The sequence below is a fragment of the Pseudomonas sp. R62 genome, from assembly GCF_000257605.1.
Taxonomy (GTDB): Bacteria; Pseudomonadota; Gammaproteobacteria; order Pseudomonadales; family Pseudomonadaceae; genus Aquipseudomonas; species Aquipseudomonas atacamensis.
On record NZ_JH635998.1, the window covers coordinates 2,370,111 to 2,391,900 of the forward strand.

The 21,790-nt window shown below is 59.8% G+C and carries 21 protein-coding genes and 2 pseudogenes; 10 read left to right on the plus strand and 13 right to left on the minus strand.

The features are described from left to right. The 3 genes and pseudogenes from rph to gltS form a co-directional block, all read left to right on the plus strand. Positions 1 to 301: pseudogene (rph, locus tag OQK_RS11640) on the plus strand (ribonuclease PH); the annotation flags it as partial. A 24-nt stretch (positions 302 to 325) separates the two neighbouring features. Next, on the plus strand, positions 326 to 694 hold the full coding sequence (locus OQK_RS11645; protein WP_016772541.1) for a DUF4870 domain-containing protein: 369 nt from the start codon (positions 326 to 328) through the stop codon (positions 692 to 694). 370 nt (positions 695 to 1,064) lie between these two features. Continuing rightward, a complete protein-coding gene (gene gltS, locus OQK_RS11650; RefSeq protein ID WP_016772542.1) occupies positions 1,065 to 2,273 on the plus strand; it encodes a sodium/glutamate symporter in 1,209 nt (402 codons plus the stop codon). 65 nt (positions 2,274 to 2,338) lie between these two features. Here gltS and OQK_RS11655 read toward each other — a convergent pair whose 3' ends face one another. After that, positions 2,339 to 3,118 carry an exodeoxyribonuclease III gene (locus OQK_RS11655; RefSeq protein WP_016772543.1) on the minus strand — a complete coding sequence of 260 codons (780 nt, stop codon included), beginning with the start codon at positions 3,116 to 3,118 and terminating at the stop codon, positions 2,339 to 2,341. A gap of 82 nt (positions 3,119 to 3,200) precedes the next feature. On the opposite strand from OQK_RS11655, the gene pyrE reads away from it, so the two are divergent. Then, positions 3,201 to 3,845: an orotate phosphoribosyltransferase gene (gene pyrE, locus OQK_RS11660; RefSeq protein ID WP_016772544.1), complete on the plus strand. Its 645-nt coding sequence runs from the start codon at positions 3,201 to 3,203 to the stop codon at positions 3,843 to 3,845. Between the two features lie 141 nt (positions 3,846 to 3,986). Here the strand turns inward: pyrE and OQK_RS11665 are convergent, their stop codons facing one another. The 7 genes and pseudogenes from OQK_RS11665 to coaBC all read right to left on the minus strand — a co-directional run bounded on the left by OQK_RS11665 (position 3,987) and on the right by coaBC (position 9,622). Further along, a complete protein-coding gene (locus tag OQK_RS11665) occupies positions 3,987 to 4,370 on the minus strand; it encodes a hypothetical protein (RefSeq protein ID WP_016772545.1) in 384 nt (127 codons plus the stop codon). Next, on the minus strand, positions 4,357 to 4,929 hold the full coding sequence (locus OQK_RS11670) for a hypothetical protein (protein WP_016772546.1): 573 nt from the start codon (positions 4,927 to 4,929) through the stop codon (positions 4,357 to 4,359). The genes OQK_RS11665 and OQK_RS11670 overlap by 14 nt, the downstream gene beginning before the upstream one ends. Positions 4,930 to 4,947: 18 nt before the next feature. Further along, positions 4,948 to 5,178, minus strand: coding sequence for a hypothetical protein (locus tag OQK_RS11675; protein ID WP_016772547.1), 231 nt, complete (start codon positions 5,176 to 5,178; stop codon positions 4,948 to 4,950). Positions 5,179 to 5,386: 208 nt separating this feature from the next. After that, positions 5,387 to 6,292 carry an acetylglutamate kinase gene (gene argB / locus OQK_RS11680; RefSeq protein WP_016772548.1) on the minus strand — a complete coding sequence of 302 codons (906 nt, stop codon included), beginning with the start codon at positions 6,290 to 6,292 and terminating at the stop codon, positions 5,387 to 5,389. Positions 6,293 to 6,309: 17 nt separating this feature from the next. Then, a pseudogene (locus OQK_RS11685) lies at positions 6,310 to 7,713 on the minus strand (phosphomannomutase/phosphoglucomutase); the annotation flags it as partial. A gap of 239 nt (positions 7,714 to 7,952) precedes the next feature. Then, positions 7,953 to 8,408, minus strand: a complete 456-nt coding sequence (gene dut, locus OQK_RS11690) for a dUTP diphosphatase (RefSeq protein ID WP_016772550.1) — start codon at positions 8,406 to 8,408, stop codon at positions 7,953 to 7,955. A 5-nt stretch (positions 8,409 to 8,413) separates the two neighbouring features. Next, complete coding sequence (gene coaBC / locus OQK_RS11695) at positions 8,414 to 9,622, minus strand: bifunctional phosphopantothenoylcysteine decarboxylase/phosphopantothenate--cysteine ligase CoaBC (RefSeq protein ID WP_016772551.1); 1,209 nt, start codon at positions 9,620 to 9,622, stop codon at positions 8,414 to 8,416. Between the two features lie 133 nt (positions 9,623 to 9,755). On the opposite strand from coaBC, the gene radC reads away from it, so the two are divergent. Further along, on the plus strand, positions 9,756 to 10,430 hold the full coding sequence (gene radC, locus OQK_RS11700) for a RadC family protein (RefSeq protein WP_016772552.1): 675 nt from the start codon (positions 9,756 to 9,758) through the stop codon (positions 10,428 to 10,430). Between the two features lie 148 nt (positions 10,431 to 10,578). Here radC and OQK_RS11705 read toward each other — a convergent pair whose 3' ends face one another. Next, a complete protein-coding gene (locus tag OQK_RS11705) occupies positions 10,579 to 12,165 on the minus strand; it encodes an ABC transporter substrate-binding protein (RefSeq protein WP_016772553.1) in 1,587 nt (528 codons plus the stop codon). Positions 12,166 to 12,611: 446 nt separating this feature from the next. Between OQK_RS11705 and rpmB the strand changes: the two genes are divergently transcribed. Both rpmB and rpmG read left to right on the plus strand, forming a co-directional pair. Next, positions 12,612 to 12,845: a 50S ribosomal protein L28 gene (gene rpmB / locus OQK_RS11710; RefSeq protein ID WP_007920377.1), complete on the plus strand. Its 234-nt coding sequence runs from the start codon at positions 12,612 to 12,614 to the stop codon at positions 12,843 to 12,845. An 11-nt stretch (positions 12,846 to 12,856) separates the two neighbouring features. Continuing rightward, positions 12,857 to 13,012, plus strand: a complete 156-nt coding sequence (gene rpmG / locus OQK_RS11715) for a 50S ribosomal protein L33 (protein ID WP_016772554.1) — start codon at positions 12,857 to 12,859, stop codon at positions 13,010 to 13,012. Positions 13,013 to 13,215: 203 nt separating this feature from the next. On the opposite strand, the gene OQK_RS11720 is transcribed toward rpmG, so the two are convergent. Then, positions 13,216 to 13,578, minus strand: a complete 363-nt coding sequence (locus OQK_RS11720; RefSeq protein ID WP_016772555.1) for a cupin domain-containing protein — start codon at positions 13,576 to 13,578, stop codon at positions 13,216 to 13,218. 236 nt (positions 13,579 to 13,814) lie between these two features. Between OQK_RS11720 and OQK_RS11725 the strand changes: the two genes are divergently transcribed. Then, positions 13,815 to 15,308: an aldehyde dehydrogenase gene (locus tag OQK_RS11725; protein ID WP_016772556.1), complete on the plus strand. Its 1,494-nt coding sequence runs from the start codon at positions 13,815 to 13,817 to the stop codon at positions 15,306 to 15,308. Positions 15,309 to 15,570: 262 nt separating this feature from the next. Then, a complete protein-coding gene (locus tag OQK_RS11730) occupies positions 15,571 to 16,716 on the plus strand; it encodes an MFS transporter (RefSeq protein ID WP_016772557.1) in 1,146 nt (381 codons plus the stop codon). 33 nt (positions 16,717 to 16,749) lie between these two features. On the opposite strand, the gene OQK_RS11735 is transcribed toward OQK_RS11730, so the two are convergent. Together OQK_RS11735 and OQK_RS11740 are read right to left on the minus strand one after the other, a co-directional pair. Then, on the minus strand, positions 16,750 to 18,318 hold the full coding sequence (locus OQK_RS11735; RefSeq protein WP_016772558.1) for a phospholipase D family protein: 1,569 nt from the start codon (positions 18,316 to 18,318) through the stop codon (positions 16,750 to 16,752). Between the two features lie 61 nt (positions 18,319 to 18,379). Then, a complete protein-coding gene (locus OQK_RS11740) occupies positions 18,380 to 19,801 on the minus strand; it encodes an aminotransferase-like domain-containing protein (protein ID WP_016772559.1) in 1,422 nt (473 codons plus the stop codon). A 175-nt stretch (positions 19,802 to 19,976) separates the two neighbouring features. Here OQK_RS11740 and OQK_RS11745 point away from each other — a divergent pair, with 175 nt between their 5' ends. Beyond that, positions 19,977 to 20,219 carry a DUF1127 domain-containing protein gene (locus tag OQK_RS11745; RefSeq protein WP_016772560.1) on the plus strand — a complete coding sequence of 81 codons (243 nt, stop codon included), beginning with the start codon at positions 19,977 to 19,979 and terminating at the stop codon, positions 20,217 to 20,219. A 120-nt stretch (positions 20,220 to 20,339) separates the two neighbouring features. Here OQK_RS11745 and OQK_RS11750 read toward each other — a convergent pair whose 3' ends face one another. Next, the gene (locus OQK_RS11750; RefSeq protein WP_016772561.1) at positions 20,340 to 21,650 is read right to left on the minus strand and encodes an NAD(P)/FAD-dependent oxidoreductase; all 1,311 of its coding nucleotides are present in this window, start codon (positions 21,648 to 21,650) and stop codon (positions 20,340 to 20,342) included. Between the last annotated feature and the right edge of the window lie 140 nt (positions 21,651 to 21,790).

Consider the following 21,790-nt stretch of genomic DNA (forward strand, 5'->3'; position numbering starts at 1 on the left):
CTTGAAAGTGATCAAGAAGCGCGGCGGCCTGAAAGGCGGTGACCCGCTCAAGCAGATGATCGGTGCGGTCTCGGTCGGCATGTACCAGGGCGAGCCGGTGCTGGATCTGGACTATCTTGAAGATTCTGCAGCTGAAACCGACCTGAACGTGGTGATGACCAGCACCGGCGGCTTCATCGAAGTGCAGGGCACCGCTGAAGGCGCGCCGTTCCAGCCTGATGAGCTCAATGCCATGCTGGAACTGGCCAAGCAGGGCATGAACGAAATCTTCGAATTGCAGAAGGCTGCGCTGGCCGACTGAGATTTTGACCACAAGGAGGACGTGATGAGTGACGAGCAAGAGTTGCTGCCCAAACCGAGCCAGGAGGTTCGCCAGTGGGCGATGTTCTGTCACTTGTCCGCCTTGCTGGGGATCTGGATTCCGTTCGGCAATCTGATCGGGCCGCTGATCCTTTGGCAGATGAAGCGCGAGAAGGACCCGTTCATCGATGCACAGGGCAAAGAAGCGCTGAATTTTCAGATCACGGTGGCGATAGCCTCAATGATCTGCTTCCTGCTCATGCTGCTGATCATCGGTTTCTTCCTGTTTGGCTTGCTGGCAATCGCGGCACTGGTCCTGACGATCATTGCAGGGGTCAAAGCCAACGAAGGTTTCCCATACAGATATCCGTTCACTTGGCGACTGATCAAGTAACAGTCTGTTGTATCGCTATATGGAAATGCCCCGGCTTATCGGGGCATTTTTATTTGTGCAACTCAATAATTGGTTTTTGTTGTAGGACTAGTCTGTTGTCGATGTGCGGTTTGGCATTTATTTATTGATATTTCTCCATTACATCTTTGGTCACAACTGATCGGTCCAGTGCTTATTCCCGTTCTTGTTATTGGCGCGAGCTGGTTGTTAAAGTTGCCCGATGTAATGTTTCGGTTGAAACATTCCGATATGTTCAAGCCATCGATGGCACTTGAATTCCCCAGTAATCAGTGTTGAGAAAATCAGCCGGTTCACCCGTCGAGCCCAGGTAAACGCTCGCCTCGTGAATACTTAGCCAAGAATAATCCACATGATTGAGCTCGATTTCTACGGCACGCTCGTGGCCGCTTCTTTAGTACTGCTGCTCGGACGCGGGCTTGTTACGCGTGTCGGCTTTCTGCGAAGTTACAATATTCCTGAGCCGGTAGCGGGCGGCCTGGTGGTTGCCGTGCTCCTGTTGATATTGCGCACTTTCGATATAGAAGTCCGCTTCGATACATCATTGCAAACACCGTTGATGTTGGCGTTCTTTGCCACGATTGGCTTGAGTGCCGACCTTGCCAGCCTGAAAAAGGGCGGGCGCATCGTCGGCATCTTCCTGCTGGCGGTCATTGGCTTGCTGGTGGTGCAGAACGCCATGGGCATCGGATTGGCAACCTTGCTCGGACTCGATCCTTTGATGGGCTTGCTGACGGGTTCGATCACATTGGCCGGCGGCCACGGTACGGGCGCCGCATGGGGCGCGGTATTCAGCGAGAAATATGGCCTGGCCTCGGCTTCGGAACTGGCGCTGGCCTCAGCGACGTTCGGTCTGGTGCTCGGTGGGCTGATCGGTGGGCCCGTCGCCCGGTTGCTGATCAAGCGCGTGCAAGTGCCGGGCTGCAGTCCCCAGCAAGCGCCGCGACTGCCAAGAGGTTTTGAACAGCCGAACAAGGAACGTTCGATCACGCCGTTTTCGTTCGTCGAGACGCTGGCGCTTATTGCCGTCAGCCTGCTCGCAGGCAACTTGTTGAATGGAGTGCTGCACGGCACTGCATTCGAACTGCCGACGTTTGTTTGCGTGCTGTTTGTGGGTGTGGTGTTGCGCAACAGTCTGTCAGCGCTTGGCTTGTATCAGGTATTCGAGCGCGAAGTTTCCGTGCTCGGCAATGTCAGCCTCTCGCTGTTTCTGGCGATCGCGCTGATGTCGCTGAAATTATGGGATCTGGCGGCGTTGGCATTGCCGATCTTTATCATTCTGGCCGTGCAGGCGCTGGTCATGGCGCTGTTCGCTATTTTCGTGACGTTCCGGGTGATGGGCAGCAACTACGATGCCGCAGTGCTGGCTGCGGGACATTGTGGCTTCGGTCTGGGCGCCACGCCGACGGCGATTGCCAACATGCAAGCGGTGACGCAGCGCTATGGGCCATCGCAGATCGCGTTTCTGGTAGTGCCGATGGTAGGAGCGTTCTTCATCGATATCGTTAACGTCATCGTGATCAAGCTGTACCTGGCCTTGCCATTCTTCGCTGCCGTCTAGAAAGCATGGCGCATAAAAAATGCCCGCATCTCACGATGCGGGCATTTTTTTGGCTGCGAGGACGCTTAGATGGTCAGCGTCCAGTCGTAGTCGACGATCAGCGGCGCGTGCTGCGAGAACCGTGGCTGACGCGGCAGGCGTGCACTGCGCACCGAGCGACGCAGGCCCGGGGTCAGGATCTGATAATCGAAACGCCAGCCCAGATTGAGCATCTCGGCCTGTTCGTTATCCGGCCACCAGCTGTACTGGTCGCCTTCGCGGCTGACTTCGCGCAGCGCATCGACATAGCCCATGTTGCCGACAATCTCGTCCATCCAGGCGCGCTCCGGCGCCAGGAAGCCTGGAGATTGCTGGCTGTCTCGCCAGTTCTTGATGTCGAGTTTCTGCTGCGCAACGTACAGCGAGCCACAATAAATGTACTCGCGACGTTTGCGTCGCTGTTTGTCCAGGTACTTGCCGAAATCGTCCATGAGCTTGAACTTCTGGTTCAAGTCTTCATCGCCGTTCATCCCCGAAGGAAACAGCAAGGTGGCAATACTGACTTTGTCGAAATCTGCTTGCAGGTAGCGCCCGTAGCGGTCGGCCGTCTCGAAACCGAGACCGCTGATGACAGCCTTCGGTTGCAACCGCGAATACAAAGCCACGCCGCCTTGGGCAGGGACTTCAGCATCGCAGGCATAAAGGAAGTAGCCATCCAGTTGGAAGGCTGGGTCATCCAGTTCAAAGGCGGAGGCACGGGTGTCCTGCAGGCAGATGACGTCGGCATTCTGGGCTTGCAGCCAACTGAGCAAACCGCGCTCGACTGCCGCCTGAATACCATTGACGTTCACACTGATGATCCGCATAAATGGCCCCAAAAATCGCGTGCGTGTATGATACACGGCGTCAAGCTAATTAGCTAAATCCGTGGTATTTGGGGTTTTTTTCATGCAAGCGTATCAGCGCGATTTCATTCGTTTTGCCATCGATCGCGGCGTTTTGCGCTTCGGTGAGTTCACCCTGAAGTCCGGGCGCACCAGTCCCTACTTCTTCAATGCCGGCCTGTTCAACTCCGGTTCGGCCCTGGCGCAGCTGGGGCGTTTCTACGCCGCCGCCATCGCCGAAAGCGGCATCTCCTTCGACGTCCTGTTTGGCCCAGCTTATAAAGGCATTCCGCTGGCGGCCACGACCGCCGTTGCGCTGGCCGAACATCACGGCCGTGACCTGCCATGGTGCTTCAACCGCAAGGAAGCCAAGGCCCACGGCGAGGGCGGCAGCCTGGTTGGCGCACCGCTGACTGGCGAAGTCTTGATCATCGACGACGTAATCACCGCCGGCACCGCGATTCGTGAAGTGATGCAGATCATCGCTTCCCAGGACGGCGCCAAGGCCGCCGGTGTGCTGATCGCACTGAACCGTCAGGAGCGTGGCAACGGCGAGTTGTCGGCAATCCAGGAAGTCGAGCGCGACTTCGGCATCCCGGTGATCAGCATTGTCTCGCTGAATCAGGTGCTGGAGTTCCTCGCCGACGATCCGCAGCTCAAACAGCATTTGCCAGCCGTGGAAGCGTACCGCGCGCAGTTTGGCGTGTGACCAATGTGGGAGCGAGCCTGCTCGCGAATGGCCGTCACCTGTCAGCGATGTGAGGCACATTAGGCGTTTGCGAGCAGGCTCGCTCCCACAGAAAAAAGACCCGGTTCAGGCAGGCTCAACCGGGCCTTTTTTTGTTGGCGATCAACGCAGATTTCGCCATTTCATCAGCAGTCTCAGCGCCAATGCAGCGTTCACTAGCGCAAACACCAGCAGCGCAACAACCACCATCACGTACAACGTGCGATCCACATCGAAATCCCACAGGTCCAGCGTGCTGCTGCGCATGATCCCGACTGCTGCCGGCAAGTTAACGTAAAACAGCGCCACGAAAGCGCACGTCAATGGCAATGCTCGCCAGTAGAAAGCAGCCATCACCTTGTCTCGACTGCGCTTGCGGCCCTGCGAACCTTTTTGAAATTCATCCTCAGCCAGCGCTTCATTGAGCGCCGGCCACGCCAGATTGAACATGAACGTGGTCAGGGTCAGCAGCAAGCCACTGACCGCGACGATGTCACTGAACGGCATTCAGACCCAGCGTTGCACAGAGCAATGCGTGGGAATCTTCGCTGATCTCGAACTGCCCGGCGCTGCCCTTGCGTTTGGTGATGGGTTTGAAGGTCGGCTCGTTCTGGGTGATGAGCATGTTCAATTCATCGCGGATCACGTCCGAGCTGATCACCACCAGAAACACGTTTTGCGCATGCTCGGCGGACTGGATTACTGCGCGCATGCTGTGCTGCAGGATGTCGTCGAGCTGATTGCGAAAACGCGAAACGGTGTTTTTCAACAGGGTTTTGCTTTGGCTCTGGGTCAGCTGAAAGATCGTCGAGATCTGCGATTCGGTCGGCAGGGTTTGCCCGAAGTAACTCTGAATCAGATACAGCAGGCGATCCTGCTTGGCTTCGTCGGCCCGGCTGGGCATGCCGCCCTCGACCAGCATTTTCAGGTATTCGGTCAGGCTGGCTTTGGCGATGCGCTCCAGCGCATGGGCGATTTCAGCGTCGCCGATGCGCAAGGTCTTTTTCACCGGTTCCTTCTGTTCCTGCTCGAAAGCGTCGGCGTCGATCGTGAACGAGATCTGCATGGCTCAGGCGCTCCGGGATTATTTTTTGCTGGCAGCCGGCTTTTCGGATTTTTCCGGGTACGGATCTTGTGGGGCGTCACCTTGGCCGGTGAGGGTTTTCCAACCGTTCAGGACATGCGCCGTTTTCCTGAACTGCGGGCAGGGCGGCATAGAGGTTTTGGCTTGATTGGAATAACGATGTCCGCAGTCCACGCATTCGTAGGTGCCTGCTGAAACATCGCTGCCGTAGGGAACGTAATCTTTCTGCATGAGTGAATCTCCGTTGGATGAGAGGAAGATCCTAGGGAGATTTATTCTGAAGGGATGTCGGACGTTTCGCTGTGTCGAGTCAGGCTTTTCCTGCGCGCATAAAAAGATCGCAGCCTTCGTCAGTTCCTACAAAAGCGGATTCTCGCGTGTGCGAAATCCCTGTAGGAGCTGTTGAAGGCTGCGATCTTTTGCTTTCAGCGATCAGCCATCAAGGACGCTTGCGATTACTGATCAGCGTACCCACACCGGTATCAGTGAAGATTTCCAGCAGAATCGCGTTCGGTACACGACCGTCGATGATCAACGAACTGCCAACCCCACCCTGAACCGCTTCCAGTGCGCAGCGGATCTTCGGCAGCATACCGCCGTAGATCGTGCCATCGGCGATCAGGTCGTCGACCTGCTGCGTGCTCAGGCCGGTCAACACGGTGCCCGACTTGTCCATCAGGCCGGCAATGTTGGTCAGCAGCATCAGCTTTTCAGCTTTCAGCGCTTCGGCAACCTTGCCCGCCACCAGGTCGGCGTTGATGTTGTAGGACTCGCCGTTTTCACCCACGCCGATCGGCGCGATGACCGGGATGAAGTTGCCTTTGACCAGCAGGTTCAGCAACTCGGTATTGATGCCGACGACTTCGCCGACGTGGCCGATGTCGATGATTTCCGGCTGGGTCATCTCCGGGGTCTGACGGGAGACGGTGAGCTTCTTCGCGCGAATCAGCCCGGCATCCTTACCGGTCAGGCCGATGGCGCTGCCGCCATGGCGGTTGATCAGGTTGACGATGCTTTTGTTGACCTGACCGCCAAGGACCATTTCCACCACGTCCATGGTCGCCGCGTCGGTGACGCGCATGCCGTCGACGAAATGGCTTTCGATCGACAGGCGCTTGAGCAGGTCACCGATCTGCGGGCCGCCACCGTGCACGACCACCGGGTTGATGCCCACGGCTTTCATCAGCACGATGTCGCGGGCGAAGCCGGTTTTCAGCTCCTCGCTTTCCATCGCGTTGCCGCCGTATTTGATCACCAGGGTCTTGCCGACATAGCGTCGGATGTAAGGCAGCGCTTCGGACAGGACCTTGGCAGTGTTGGCGGCGGCTTCGCGTTCGAGGGTCATTCAGGGCTCCGGGTGGATCAGAACGGTAGTTGGAGATCAGGTGCAACGCGTTTCAGTTGGGCGTGGAACACATCCTTGATGCGCTGCAATTCAGCCTCGTCATCGGCCTCGAAGCGCAGCACCAGCACCGGTGTGGTGTTGGACGCGCGCACCAGGCCCCAGCCTTTGGCGTAATCAACCCGCACGCCGTCGATGGTGGTCAGGTCGGCGCCTTCGCCCCACTGAGCATCGTGCAGTGCATCAATGATGCTGAATTTGCTCTCTTCGGTCACATGGATATTGATTTCCGGCGTGGAAATATCGTTCGGGAAGGTCGCAAACAGCTCTTCCGCGGTGGATTTTTCCTTGCTGAGGATCTCCAGCAGACGTGCGGCGCTGTAGATGCCGTCGTCGAAACCGAACCAGCGCTCCTTGAAGAAGATGTGCCCGCTCATTTCGCCGGCCAACAGCGCGCCGGATTGCTTCATTTTCTTTTTGATCAACGAGTGACCGGTCTTCCACATTAGCGGCCGACCGCCGTATTCCTTGATCAGTGGCACCAGGCGACGGGTGCATTTAACGTCGAAGATGATTTCCGCGTCCGGGTTACGCGCCACTACGTCGCGAGCGAACAGCATCAGCAGACGATCCGGGTAGACGATACTGCCGGTGTTGGTCACCACGCCGACGCGGTCGCCGTCACCGTCGAAGGCCAGACCGATATCGGCGTTGGTTTCCTTGACCTTGGCGATCAGGTCGACAAGGTTTTCCGGTTTGCCCGGATCCGGGTGATGGTTAGGGAAGTTGCCGTCGACTTCGCAGAACAGCGGGATGACTTCGCAGTTCAGCGCTTCGATCAGTTGCGGGGCGATCACACCGGCCGCGCCGTTGCCGCAGTCGACCACGACTTTCAGGCGACGAGCGAGTTTGATGTCCTGGACGATTTCGGTGTTGTAGCGGTCGAGGATTTCGACCTGAGTGACGCTGCCCTGGCCGCTGCTCAGGTCATTGTTCTTGATGCGTTCGTGGAGCACCTGAATCTGTTCGTTGGCCAGGGTGTCGCCGGCGATGACGATTTTGAAACCGTTGTAGTTCGACGGATTGTGGCTACCGGTGAGCATCACCCCGGACTTGCCGGCCAGCACGTTGGCGGCGTAATACAGCGCTGGCGTTGGCACCAGACCGACATCGCTGACGTGGCAACCGCTCTCGGCGATGCCGCGAATGAGTTCCGCGACCAGCTCCGGGCCGGACAGGCGGCCGTCGCGACCGACCGACACATTCGGTTCGCCCTGGGCCAGGCTCTGCGAGCCGATGGCACGGCCGATCCAGTAGGCGGTTTCGCCGTTGAGGAATTCCGGCACGGTGCCACGAATGTCGTAGGCGCGGAAAATGCTGTCAGGCAGCTTCGGGGCGATCTTGGCGGGGGTGCTCATCTGTGGACATGCTCCATCTCGAAAAGGGCGGGACAGACCGGCGAATGATTCGACGGCAGGCTCAAACTGAAGGGTATGACGGCGTTTTCCACAGAGAGTTCGTGCTATGAAAGGGCCATGACGCCCCGGCTGGCGTGGCTTTGGGCCGGCAAAACCTTGATTTACGGTGTTAAAACCTGCTGCCGATGTAGCGCATTTTTTGTGGTGAGGGGATAAATCCCCTCACCACCATAATTTCTATCCGGTTATTTGGTGCCAGTGTGGCCAAAGCCGCCGGTACCGCGCTCGGTCTCGACAAACTCTTCAACCATTTCGAAATGTGCTTGCACTACCGGTACCAGCACCAATTGCGCCAGGCGTTCGCCGACGGTCATGGTGAAGTCGCTCTGGCCGCGGTTCCAGCAGGAGACCATCAGCGGACCCTGGTAATCGGAGTCGATCAGGCCGACCAGATTGCCGAGCACGATGCCGTGTTTGTGGCCCATGCCCGAGCGCGGCAGAATCAGCGCGGCGAGATTCGGGTCGCCGATGTACACCGACAGGCCGGTGGGGATCAGCACGGTTTCACCCGGCTTGATCACGATGTCCTGTTCCAGCATGGCGCGCAGGTCGAGGCCGGCGGAGCCCGGCGTGGCGTATTGCGGCAGCGGGAATTCGGTGCCGATGCGTGGATCGAGGATCTTGGCTTGCAAAGCGTGCATGTAAATTAAACCTGGTTCAGACGTTCGGCGATAAAAGTGACCAGTTGGCGAGCGATCTTGCTCTTGCTGGTCTGGGCGAAAACCGTGGCATGCAGCTCACGGTCGATGACGCTGCAGGCATTTTCTTCGCTGTTGAAACCGATGCTCGGGTTGGCGACGTCGTTGGCGACGATCAGATCGAGATTCTTGTCCTTCAGCTTGCGTGCAGCGTAGTCGAGCAGGTGTTCGGTTTCGGCAGCGAAGCCGACACTGAACGGACGGTCGGGACGGGTCGCGATGGTGGCCAGGATGTCCGGGTTGCGCACCATTTGCAGGACGAAGCCGTCACCGCTCGTAGGATCTTTCTTGAGTTTATGCGGAGCTACTACTTCCGGGCGGTAGTCCGCCACCGCTGCCGACGAGATGAACACGTCGCAAGGCATGGCCGATTCGCAGGCGGCGAGCATGTCGCGGGCGCTGACCACATCGATCCGCGTCACGCGATCAGGCGTCGGCAAGTGCACCGGGCCGCTGATCAAAGTGACACGGGCGCCGGCTTCCACGGCTGCTTCGGCGAGGGCAAAACCCATTTTGCCGGAGCTGTGGTTGGTGATGTAGCGCACCGGGTCGATGTTTTCCTGAGTCGGGCCGGCGGTGATCACCACATGCTTGCCGGTCAGGGCCTGGCGCTGGAAGCAATCGGCGGCGAGCAGTGCCAGATCGGTGGCTTCCATCATGCGGCCCATGCCGACGTCGCCGCAGGCCTGGCTGCCCGAGGCCGGGCCGAAAGTCTTCAGGCCACGGCTCTCCAACAGTTGCAGGTTGGCCTGGGTCGCCGGGTCGCGCCACATCGCCTGATTCATTGCTGGCGCGACAGCAACCACGGCGTCGGTGGCCAGCACCAGCGTGGTCAGCAGATCGTTGGCAATGCCTTGGGCCAGACGGGCGATCAGGTCGGCGGTGGCCGGGGCGATCAGTACCAGATCGGCCCATTTCGCCAGCTCGATATGGCCCATGGCGGCTTCGGCGGCAGGGTCGAGCAAGTCGAGGTGAACCGGGTGGCCCGACAGGGCCTGCATGGTCAGCGGGGTGATGAATTCGGCGCCGCCATGGGTCATGACCACGCGCACTTCGGCACCCTGGTCGATCAGGCGGCGAACCAGATCGGCGCTCTTGTAGGCCGCAATGCCGCCGCCGACGCCCAGAACGATGCGTTTCCGATACAGCCGCTGCATAGGTCTGCCTTTCATTTCGTTGATGACGGCGGCGCGATACCCCTCCCCAGGGTTGAATCGACCGCCAAAAAGATGGGCTACGATATCACAGCGACCGCTACGGAACAGCGGCGCCCACAGACAAGGAGGTGCTATGAGTATTCGCGATTGGCCGGCGGCGGAACGGCCGCGGGAAAGGCTGTTGGAACACGGCGCAGGGAGTCTTTCGGACGCTGAGTTGTTGGCGATTTTTCTGCGCACCGGATTGCCCGGAAAAAGCGCTGTCGACCTTGCCAGACATCTGCTGACGCAATTCGGTGGCCTGCGTTTGCTGCTTGAGGCCGATCAGGACGCATTCAGCAAACAAATGGGCCTCGGCCCGGCCAAGTTCGCCCAGCTGCAAGCCGCGCAGGAAATGAGCAAGCGCCATCTGGCCGAGCGCTCACGACAAAAGCCGGCACTGGAGAACCCTCAGGTCGTCCGCGATTACCTCAAGGCGATGCTGCGGCACGAGCCGCACGAGGTGTTCGGCTGCCTGTTTCTCGATTCAAAGCATCAGGTGCTGAATTTCGAGGCGCTGTTTCGCGGCTCGATCGACAATACCAGCGTGCACCCTAGGGAGGTGGTGAAGCGCGCGCTGGCCAATAACGCCGCAGCGGTGATCCTGTGTCACAACCATCCGTCCGGCAACACCGATCCGAGTCAGGCCGATCGGCTGCTGACCAAGCGCCTGCAGAAAGCGCTGGAGCTGATTGACGTGCGAGTGCTCGATCACTTCATCGTCGGAGACGGCGAACCGCTGTCGATGGCGGAGTGTGGCTGGATGTAGTTCTCGGCGCCAATTCTGGACCTTGTGGGAGCGAGCCTGCTCGCGAAGGCGTTGTATCAGTCAGCATCATTGTTTGCTGACAGACCGCTTTCGCGAGCAGGCTCGCTCCCACAGATTGTTTCCATCCACGGGTTGTATGTCAGGCAAATTATTTGAGGCTGATCTTGGAATAATCCTGCCGGCCAAACGGGCTGACGGAATAACCCTGAACATCCTTGCGCGTCAAAGCGTAGGCCGTCGGGTGCGCCAGTGGCAGCCACAACGCCTGCTGCTGGATCTGTGCCTGTGCCTGTTCATACAGCTTGGTGCGCACGCCTTGCTCGCTGGTGGTCTTGCCGGCGCTGATCAGCTTGTCCAGATCGGCGTTGCAGTACCGCGCGAAGTTGGTCCCGGATTTCACCGCCGCGCAGGAAAACTGCGGAGTGAGGAAGTTGTCCGGGTCGCCGTTGTCGCCGGCCCAGCCCATGAACAGCAGATCATGTTCGCCGGCCTTGGCGCGGCGAATCAGTTCGCCCCATTCGATCACGCGGATCTCCGCCTGAATGCCGATCTCGGCCAGATCCGACTGCAGCATCTGCGCGCCGAGACTCGGGTTCGGGTTGAGCAGGCTGCCCGATGGCCGCGTCCAGATCGTGGTCTGGAAGCCGTCCTTCAAGCCGGCCTTGGCCAGCAGCGCCTTGGCTTTGGCCACGTCGTGTGGATAGCCCGGCAGGTTCTTCGCGTAGCTCCAGGTGTTCGGCGGGTACGGGCCGTTGGCCGCTTCGGCCGTGTCTTCGAACACGGCTTTGATGTAGTTGGCCTTGTCGAAGGCGAGGTTGATCGCCTGGCGCACTTCCGGCTTGTCCAGTGGCGGATGCTGGCTGTTGATGCCCACGAAAGCGGTCATGAAAGCGTCAGTCTTTTCGACTTTCAGCGACGGTTCCTTCAGCGCAGCCTGTACGTCCAGTGGTTTTGGCGACAGGGCGATCTGGCATTCATTGCGCCGCAGCTTTTGCAGGCGCACGTTGGCGTCCGGCGTGATGGCGAAAATCAACGGGTCGACCGCAGGCTTGCCACGGAAATAGTCCGGATTGGCCTTGTAGCGGATCGCTGCATCTTTCTGGAAGCGATTGAACACGAACGGGCCGGTGCCGATCGGCTGGCTGTTGAGTTTGTCGGTCGCGCCAGCCTTCATCAGTTTGTCGGCATATTCGGCGGAATAGATCGAGGCGAAACCCATGCTCAGCGTCGCGAGGAAGGTCGAATCCGGATGGTCGAGGGTAAAACGCACGGTCAGCGGGTCGAGGGCGTCGATCTTCTTGATCAGGGTCGGCAGTTGCATCGACTGCGCATGGGGGAAGCCGCTCTGGGCGACCTTGTGCCACGGGTTGGCCGGGTCGAGCATGCGGTCGAAGCTGAATTTGACGTCTTCAGCGCTCAGCTCGCGGCTCGGCTTGAAATAATCGGTTGTATGAAATTTCACCTGCGGGTGCAGCTTGAACACGTAGGTCAGGCCGTCGGTGCTGACTTCCCAGCTGTCGGCCAGGCTCGGGATGACCTTGCCACTGGCGGTGTCGAAATCCACCAAGCGGTTCATCAGTACGTCAGCCGAAGCATTGGTGGTGGTCAGCGAGTTGTACTGCACCACGTCGAACCCTTCGGGACTGGCCTCGGTACACACGCTCAACGCGGCGGCCTGGGCGAGGGGGCTCAGCAACAGCGGAGCGAGTAACAGGGGTAGGGCAGCGAGGCGCATGGTCGGTTTCCTTTACAGATCGAAGGCCCATCTGCAAGTGCAGTCTGGAAAAGTCCTACCCTAGAGCTCTGAATTGCAAATGACTATCCCCTTTTTGCATTTTCAGGCGCACTCTTGCGCGGTTTCGAGCGTGGGTAGCCAGATGAAAAGTCTGAATCGGCTGTAGGGCGGGATTTCTGCGACGAGTGGTCAAAACTGGCCGCAGCCTTTGTCCAAGGCGTCTGCGGCGGAAAAAATTGCCCTTTTGCCGATTGATTGCACACCGATTGTTGTTGCACCCCGGTCTTTCTGGTATAAAGCAGCGCTCTTTTCTAGGGGCCCGGTTCCTTCACTGTAGGTGTAGCCGGTAAGACCTCTAAAGAAACGCGGCGCCTGGCGCCAAATGACTGAGAGATTAAGCGGCCAACCCATGCCGGGTTGGGCATGTGGTTTTAGAGGGCTGAGGCATGTCGAGAGTATGTCAAGTTACCGGTAAGGGTCCGGTGACTGGGAATAACATTTCCCACGCAAACAACAAAACCCGTCGTCGTTTCCTGCCGAACCTGCAGCATCACCGCTTCTGGGTTGAAGAAGAGAAACGTTTTGTGCGTCTGCGCGTATCTGCCAAAGGCATGCGTATCATCGACAAGCGTGGCATCACTGTCGTGCTCGCCGAACTTCGCCGCGATGGCAAGATTTAAGGGAGCTAATCATGCGTGAATTGATTCGTTTGATCTCGAGCGCCGGTACTGGTCACTTCTACACTACCGACAAGAACAAGCGTACTACCCCGGACAAAATCGAGATCAAGAAATATGATCCGGTTGTTCGCAAGCACGTGATGTACAAGGAAGGCAAAATCAAGTAATTGATTTTTCCTGACTGCGAAAAAGGCCCGTATCGTGAGATACGGGCCTTTTTTTTGCCTTGGATTCTACGGTGACCGGTTGGGCCTTATCGCTGGCAAGCCAGCTCCCACATTGATTGCCGGTCTTCACAGAACCTGTGTCATGCACAAAACCTGTGGGAGCTGGCTTGCCAGCGATGAGGGCCGATCAGCCAGCAAACATCTCAAGCCTTCTGTTCAAAGATCACATAAACCTTGCGGCAAGCCTCCAGCACTTCCCAGGTGCCGCGAAACCCCGCCGGGATCACGAAGCGATCGCCAACGCGCAAGGTCTTGGCATTGCCATCGCTGTCACGCAATACCGAAACCCCCTGCAGAATCTCGCAGTACTCATGCTCGGTGTAATTAACCGTCCACTGACCCACCGCGCCTTCCCACACACCCACGCCCATTTGCCCACAAGGGCTGTCGTATTGATGAAACACCGCCTGCTCAGGATCGCCCTTTAGCACTTTCGCCGGGTCCGGCCGATAGCGCTCGGCTTCGCTGCTGGCGAGGCTGATATCGACGACGTTCTGGATGTTCATTGTTGTTTTCTCCGCTAGTGACGGCGCATGGGCTGGAATGGGCCAAAGTCTATGTTTATTAAAATGAACACCGCAAGGCCGTATGGCCAGCTTATGTCAAATATATTGAAACAAACCCGGTCGCTGGTTTAGGGTGGCGGGTGCCTCGGGCCGAAAGTGCAGGCTGGCCGGGCAGAATTCTTGAACAGCGCCGCAGCGCTTGCGGTGCTCGTATTCAATAAGAGGAGGACACCCGAATGACCACCCTGACTCGTGCCGACTGGGAACAACGCGCCCGCGATCTGAAAATCGAAGGCCGCGCCTTCCTGAATGGCGAATACACTGACGCCGTCTCCGGCGAAACCTTCGAATGCATCAGCCCGGTCGATGGCCGCCTGCTCGGCAAGATCGCCAGCTGTGACGCCGCCGACGCCGACCGTGCTGTAGAAAACGCCCGCGCCACTTTCAATTCCGGCGTCTGGTCGCGCCTGGCGCCGACCAAACGCAAAGCCACCATGATCCGCTTCGCCAGCCTGTTGAAACAGCACGCCGAAGAACTGGCGCTGCTGGAAACCCTCGACATGGGCAAGCCGATCAGCGATTCGCTGTACATCGACGTACCGGGTGCGGCGCAGGCGTTGAGCTGGAGCGGCGAAGCGATCGACAAGATCTACGACGAAGTTGCCGCCACCCCGCATGACCAACTAGGTCTGGTGACCCGTGAGCCGGTGGGCGTGGTCGGCGCTATCGTGCCGTGGAACTTCCCGCTGATGATGGCTTGCTGGAAGCTCGGCCCGGCGCTGTCGACCGGTAACTCGGTGATCCTCAAACCGTCGGAAAAATCGCCGCTGACCGCCATCCGCATCGCTGCGCTGGCCATTGAAGCCGGAATTCCGAAAGGCGTGCTCAACGTGCTGCCGGGCTATGGCCACACCGTCGGCAAGGCGCTGGGTCTGCACAATGACGTCGACACGCTGGTGTTCACTGGTTCGACCAAGATTGCCAAGCAACTCATGGTCTATGCCGGCGAATCGAACATGAAGCGCGTCTGGCTGGAAGCCGGTGGCAAGAGCCCGAACATCGTCTTCGCCGATGCGCCGGATCTGCAGGCCGCCGCTGAATCCGCCGCCAGCGCCATCGCCTTCAACCAGGGCGAAGTGTGCACCGCCGGTTCGCGCCTGCTGGTCGAGCGTTCGATCAAGGACAAATTCCTGCCAATGGTGATCGAGGCGCTGAAAGCCTGGAAGCCGGGCAATCCGCTGGACCCGGCGACCAACGTCGGTGCGCTGGTCGATACCCAGCAGATGAACACCGTGCTGTCGTACATCGAATCCGGCCATAGCGATGGCGCCAAACTGGTCGCCGGCGGCAAGCGCATCCTCCAGGAGACCGGCGGCACTTACGTTGAGCCGACCATTTTCGATGGTGTGAGCAACGCGATGAAGATTGCCCAGGAAGAGATTTTCGGCCCGGTGTTGTCGGTGATCGCTTTCGACAGCGCCGAAGAAGCCATCCAGATTGCCAACGACACGCCATACGGTCTGGCCGCAGCGGTGTGGACCCAGGACATCTCCAAGGCGCACCTGACCGCCAAGGCCTTGCGCGCCGGTAGCGTGTGGGTCAACCAGTACGATGGCGGCGACATGACCGCGCCGTTCGGTGGCTTCAAACAGTCGGGCAACGGTCGCGACAAATCGCTGCATGCCTTCGACAAGTACACCGAGTTGAAGGCGACGTGGATCAAGCTGTAAGCCGCTGAAGGGAGCCCGCTCACTCCGGGCTTCCAGACCAAACAGAGATCCCCTGTGGGAGCGAGCCTCTGTGGAGAGGGGATTTATCCCCGTTCGGCTGCGAAGCAGTCGCTAAACCCTTGCACGCGGTGTACTTGGTACATCGTGGTTGCAGGTTTTGGGGCCGCTGCGCGACCCAACGGGGATAAATCCCCTCGCCACGGGGGCTCGCTCCCACAGTGATTTTGTGGTGCATATAAAAATATCCACAGGAGCGTGGAACATGCGGTGGGCGACGTATTTCGCCGTGTTGGCGTCTGTCTTGAGTGTCGGCCTGGCCCTGGGGGTCAGCATGCCGCTGGTGTCGTTGCGTCTGGAGGGCTGGGGCTACGGCTCGTTCGCCATCGGTGTGATGGCAGCCATGCCGGCAATCGGCGTGCTGCTGGGGGCGAAGATTTCCAGCCATCTCGCCGCGTATTTCGGCACGGCGAACCTGATGCGTCTGTGCCTGTGGGCCGGGGCATTGTCGATCGGCCTGCTGGCACTGCTGCCGAGTTATCCGATCTGGTTGCTGCTGCGCCTGCTGATCGGGGTGATCCTGACCATCGTGTTCATCCTCGGCGAGAGCTGGATCAATCAATTGGTGGTCGAGCAGTGGCGCGGGCGTCTGGTAGCGCTGTATGGCAGCAGCTATGCGCTGAGCCAACTGTCCGGTCCGTTGCTGCTGGGTGCGCTCGGTACCGAGCATGATTACGGTTTCTGGGTCGGGGTCGGTCTGCTGACGCTCTCGCCCTTTCTGCTGCTGGGGCGCAGCGGGGCGCCGAGCAGTGAAGCCAACAGCGTCACGTTTGGCGATCTATGGGGCTTCGCCCGTGAGTTGCCGGCGATTGCCTGGGCGGTGTCGTTGTTCGCCGCGTTCGAGGCGATGATTCTGACGCTGCTGCCGGTGTACTGCCTGCAACAAGGGTTCACCGCCGAAATCGCGCTGGCCATGGTCAGCACCGTGGTGGTCGGCGATGCGCTGCTGCAATTACCGATCGGCGCGTTGGCCGATTACCTGTCGCGGCGCACGCTGTTCGCCGGATGCGCGGTGGTGTTGATGCTGTCGAGTCTGGCCATTCCGATGTTGCTCGACACGCTGCTGATCTGGCCGTTGTGGGTGCTGTTCGGCGCCAGTGCCGGCGGCTTGTTCACCCTGTCGCTGATTCTGATTGGCGAGCGTTATCGAGACGATGCGCTGGTTCGCGCCAATGCGCATATCGCGCAGTTGTGGGGTGTCGGTTGTCTGGTCGGGCCGTTGGCGGCAGGGGCGGGCAGTCAGTGGATCAATGGTCATGCGTTGCCGCTGTTGATGGCGGCTGGGGCGTTTGGTCTGGTGCTTTTGTTGTTGCGCCAAGGCGCCTTTGGCACAACAGCAGAAGCAGCCTGAGCGCATCCCACAAGGGATCATCAACAGACGGACTTACAGCATCCGCTCCAGGCCGACGCTGGTGCTGAACCACGAGTTGAAGCGCCGCCACCAGCTCCCCGGCTCCTTGGTCAGAGTGTGCATCTGGCCGTTGTCCTCGGTGACCCAGACGACCTTGCCGTCCTCGAGTTTCGCCTGATAACTCAAGGTCGGCGCCATGCCTTGCAATGCCAGTGCGCGCACATGCTCGGCCAGTTCCGGGCTGTCGACGAGCACGCCGACTTCGGTGTTCCACAGCACCGAGCGCGGGTCGAAGTTGAACGAGCCGATAAACGATTTGCGCCGGTCGAAGATCATCGCCTTGCTGTGCAAACTCGAATCCGAACCGCGAAACGACTTGCTGTAGAACACCCGCGGCCCGCTGCCATAGTTATCCCCAGGCTGGCGGCGCAGTTCATAGAGTTTCACCCCGTGTTCAAGCAACGCCTTGCGATAAGGCGCGTAACCGCCATGCACCGCCGGCACGTCAGTGGCCTCCAGTGAATTGGTCAGCAGGCTCACGGAGACCCCGGCATCGGCGCGCCCGGTCAGGTAGACCAGCCCCGGCTGGCCGGGCACGAAGTAGGCGGAAATCATGATCAGCTCTTTGCTGACGCCGGTCAGTTCCGGCGCCAGTTGCGTGGTCAGCAGCAGATGCGGATCCGGTTCGCCCTTGGACAGGACCTTGCTCGGCGCGTCCCACAAGGCCTGGTTCCAGGCCCAGATCAGCTCTTTACGCCAGATGTCCATGCGCGGGTCGGTGGTGAACTTCATCAACTGTTGATAGAGCGCGTGGTTCTGCTTGCGGGTTTCTTCCAGTGATTCTTCCAGGCGCGTGCGCGTGTTTTGCAGGTCGGCGGCGGTCGGCTGGCTGGAGAGGAATTCGTCGATCGGCTTGCTCAGCGCGCTGTTCCAGTACTGGTCGAAACTGTGTCCGAGCTGTTCGGCCACCGGGCCGATGCTGAGCATGTCGATGTCGGTGAAATTCAGGTTGGGTTCGGCGTCGAAATATTCATCGCCCAGATTGCGCCCGCCGACGATGGCCGCGCTGTTGTCCGCCAGCCACAGTTTGTTGTGCATGCGCCGGTGCTGCACGGACAGATTGAACAGTCGCCCGGCCGCGCGCGTTACGCCGGTGCTGCGCCCCAGGTGCAACGGATTGAACAAACGAATCTGGATCTGCGGATGTGCCGCCAGCGTCGCGATGATCTGGTCGAGGCCGTCGCTGGTGGTGTCGTCGAGCAAGATGCGCACGCGCACACCACGGTCGGCCGCCTTGAGCACTTCCTCCACCAGCATTCGCGTGCTGATGCCGTCGTGGACGATGTAGTACTGCAAATCGAGGCTGACCTGGGCATGGCGAATCAGCTCGGCCCGGGCGGTAAAGGCCTCGCCACTGTCCGAGAGCAGACGAAACCCCGACTGCCCTTTGTAGGGTGCGGCCTGAGCCTGGATCGAGCGGCCGAAGCTGGAGTCCGACGCCGGCAGGGCCTGGCTTGGTTCGCGCGGCACATCGAGGCTGGCGCAGCCGCTGAGGAACGAGGCGAGTATCAGTGAAGCGAGTAAGGGCTGTCTGAAGCTCACGTAGGATCGTTCCGGTTGGCGGCTGAGGTCGGCAATTTGGACGCCGGGCGCGCAAAAAAGGTCAGTCGGTCTCGGCGAGTAATTTGATTGCTGCAGCGCCGACCTTGCGCACCGCTTCTTCGATCTGCGCTGTTGGTTTGGCAGCGTAGTTCATCCGTAAACAATTGCGGTACTTGCCCGAGGCGGAAAAGATGCTGCCAACGGCAATCTGTACGCCCTGATCGTGCAGCGCGCGATTCAGTTTCAGCGTGTCGAAACCTTCCGGCAGCTCCACCCAGAGCATGAAGCTGCCCTGCGGGCGACTGGCGCGGGTGCCAGCGGGAAAGTAGCGCGTCACCCAGTCGATCATCGCGTCACGATTGCGTTGGTACTGCATGCGCATACGCCGCAAGTGCGGCTCGAAATGGCCGGCCTTGATGAATTCGGCGATGGCGATCTGCGGTTGCGGCGCGGTGGATCCGGTGCTGATGTATTTCATGTGCAGCACCCGCTCGAGATATCGGCCCGGCGCCACCCAGCCGATGCGCAGCCCCGGCGCCAGGGTCTTGGAGAACGAGCTGCACAGCAACACGCGGCCGTCTTCATCGAAGGATTTGATCGTGCGCGGGCGCGGATAGGTGTAGGCCAACTCGCCATACACATCGTCTTCAATGATCGCCACGTCGAAACGCTGGGCCAGGGTCAGCAAGGCGCGTTTGCGCGATTCGGGCATGACGTAGCCGAGGGGGTTGTTGCAGTTGGGGGTGAGCTGAATGGCCTTGATCGGCCACTGTTCCAGCGCCAGTTCCAGGGCATCGAGGCTGATGCCGGTCAGCGGATCGGTGGGGATTTCCAGGGCTTTCATGCCCAGGCCTTTGAGGGTCTGCATGGCGCCGTGGAAGCTCGGCGAGTCCACCGCGACGATGTCACCCGGCTCGCAGATCGCGTGGATGCTGGTGGACAGCGCTTCGTGGCAGCCAGTGGTGATCACCAGATCGCTGGCGCTCAACTGGCAGCCGGAATCGAGCATCAGCCGTGCGATCTGTTCGCGCAGTTCGAGGTTGCCGTGGATGTTGTCGTAATACAGACCGGGCATGTCCTGCCGGCGACTGATTCGCGCCAGTCCGCGCAGCAGCGGCTTCATGGTCGGCGAGCCAACATCGGGCATGCCACGGCCCAATTGCACGACGTCGTTGCGCGGTACCGCGCGGATCAATTCCAGCACCTGATCCCATTGCGAAATCTCCACTGGCCGTTGCGCGGGGCGGCCTACTGCAGGCAGCTCCGGCAACTCGCGGCCGACTGGGACAAAGTAGCCAGACTTCGGTTTCGGCGTGGCCAGACCGCTGTCTTCAAGCACGCGATAGGCCTGCTGCACCGTGCTCAAACTGACTCCGTGCTCGACGCTCAAGGCTCGAACCGACGGCAAGCGATCGCCAGGACGATAGAAGCCTTGTTCGATGCGGGTGCCGAGCAATTCGGCGAGATTTACATACAGAGTCATGGTGGCCTCGGTGCGTCTTGGTGGAAACCAGTACAGATGCGGCAAAAATCAGTCATTCAGTCGGTGAATCGGCAAATCTGTATGGAGTTAATACAGGTTCTTTGAGTCTGTAATGGTTTTGCTCGCCCGCGCATCATGGAATCTCTGGCTACCCAAGTAAACAGGAGCAACGAAAATGAACGGCTTGAGCGATGTGCGGCTGACGTTACACAGTCAGGAACTGGCGGCAGGGCAGAAGGACAGCGCGCGCAATCTGCTGCGTAACGCACCGTCCGGCCTCAGTCGCTGGGGTCTGTTCTGGCATCGTCTGCACACGCGCAAGGCGTTGTTGGGACTGACGCCGGAGCAGCTCAAGGATGTCGGGCTGACGCTGGAGCAGGCAAGGGAGGAGGGGTTGAAGCCGTTTTGGCGGATATGAATACCACAGAGCGTTCCCACGCTCTGCGTGGGAACGCCGCCCCGGACGCTCTGCGTCCGCTGTGACGCAGAGCGTCACTGGATGCATTCCCACGCGGAGCGTGGGAACGATCCTGATTCGTCAGACCAACTCTTTCAGCCGATGCCACAACATCCCCAACGCCAACAACGGCGAGCGCAAGTGCTTGCCGCCGGGGAAGGTGATGTGCGGCACCTGGGCGAACAGATCAAAGCCGCCGCCATGCTGCCCGCTGATCGCCTCGGCCAACAGCTTGCCGGCCAGGTGGGTGGCATTCACTCCGTGGCCCGAATACGCCTGGGCGTAATACACGTTCGGCTGCTCGGCGAGCCGGCCAATCTGCGGCAGGCGGTTGGCACCGATGCCGATCATTCCGCCCCACTGATAATCGATTTTCACCCCGGCCAGTTGCGGGAACACTTCAAGCATCTTCGGCTGCATATAGGCGCCGATGTCTTTCGGATCGCGTCCCGAGTAATGACAGGCGCCGCCAAACAACAAACGTCGATCCGCCGAGAGCCGGTAGTAATCGAGCGCCACCCGCTGGTCGCAGACCGCCATGTTCTGCGGCAGCACGTTGTGCGCCTGCTCTGCGCTCAGCGGTTCGGTGGCGATGATGTAACTGCCGGCGGGCAGGACCTTACCGCTCAGTTGCGGGTTCAAGTCATTGAGATAGGCATTGCAGCCCAGCACCAGGGTCTTCGCCCGCACCGAGCCTTGCGCGGTGTGCACCTTCACTTCGGGGCCGTAATCGATGCGCGTCACTGCCGAACGCTCGAACAGCTGCACGCCCAGTTGCTGCGCCGCTGCCGCTTCGCCCAGTGCCAGATTCAGCGGATGCAGATGTCCGGAGCCCATGTCGATCAAGCCGCCGACATAGCGCTTGGAACCGACCACGGTGTGCATTTCACTGGCCTGCAACAGACGGGTTTCGTAGCGGTAACCGAGGCCGCGCAACTCTTCGGCATCTTCGGCAAAACCGTCGAGATCGGAAGGCTTGTTGGCGAGGTCGCAGTAACCCCAGGTCAGGTCGCAGGCAATGGCGAAACGCTCGACGCGCCGGCGGACAATCTCCACCGCTTCCAGGCCCATGAGTTTCATCTCGCGCACGCCTTCGGCACCGATGACATTGGCGAACTGATCAAGGCCGTGACCGACACCGCGAATCAACTGCCCGCCGTTGCGACCGCTGGCGCCCCAGCCGATCCGGTGCGCTTCCAGCAACACCACGCTGAAACCGCGTTCGGCGAGTTCCAGCGCCGTGTTCAGCCCGGAAAAGCCGCCGCCGACCACGCAGACATCCGCCACCACCTCGCCTTGCAGCACGGGATGGTCAGGCTGCGGCAGGCTGCTGGCGGCGTAATAAGAGGCAACGTGGGGTTGGCTCGCGGTGGTCTGGGCGCGGGCGGTCATGGGCATCATCCAACGGCTGAGTGTCGAGAAAACTTGACGGAGCATAAGCCGCACGCCCGAACGTGGGCAACATCGGTCGGCCTGCGGTGTCTGGATCCGGGCTTTTGCGGCACAATCATCAGCCCGCCACTTTGGTCAAC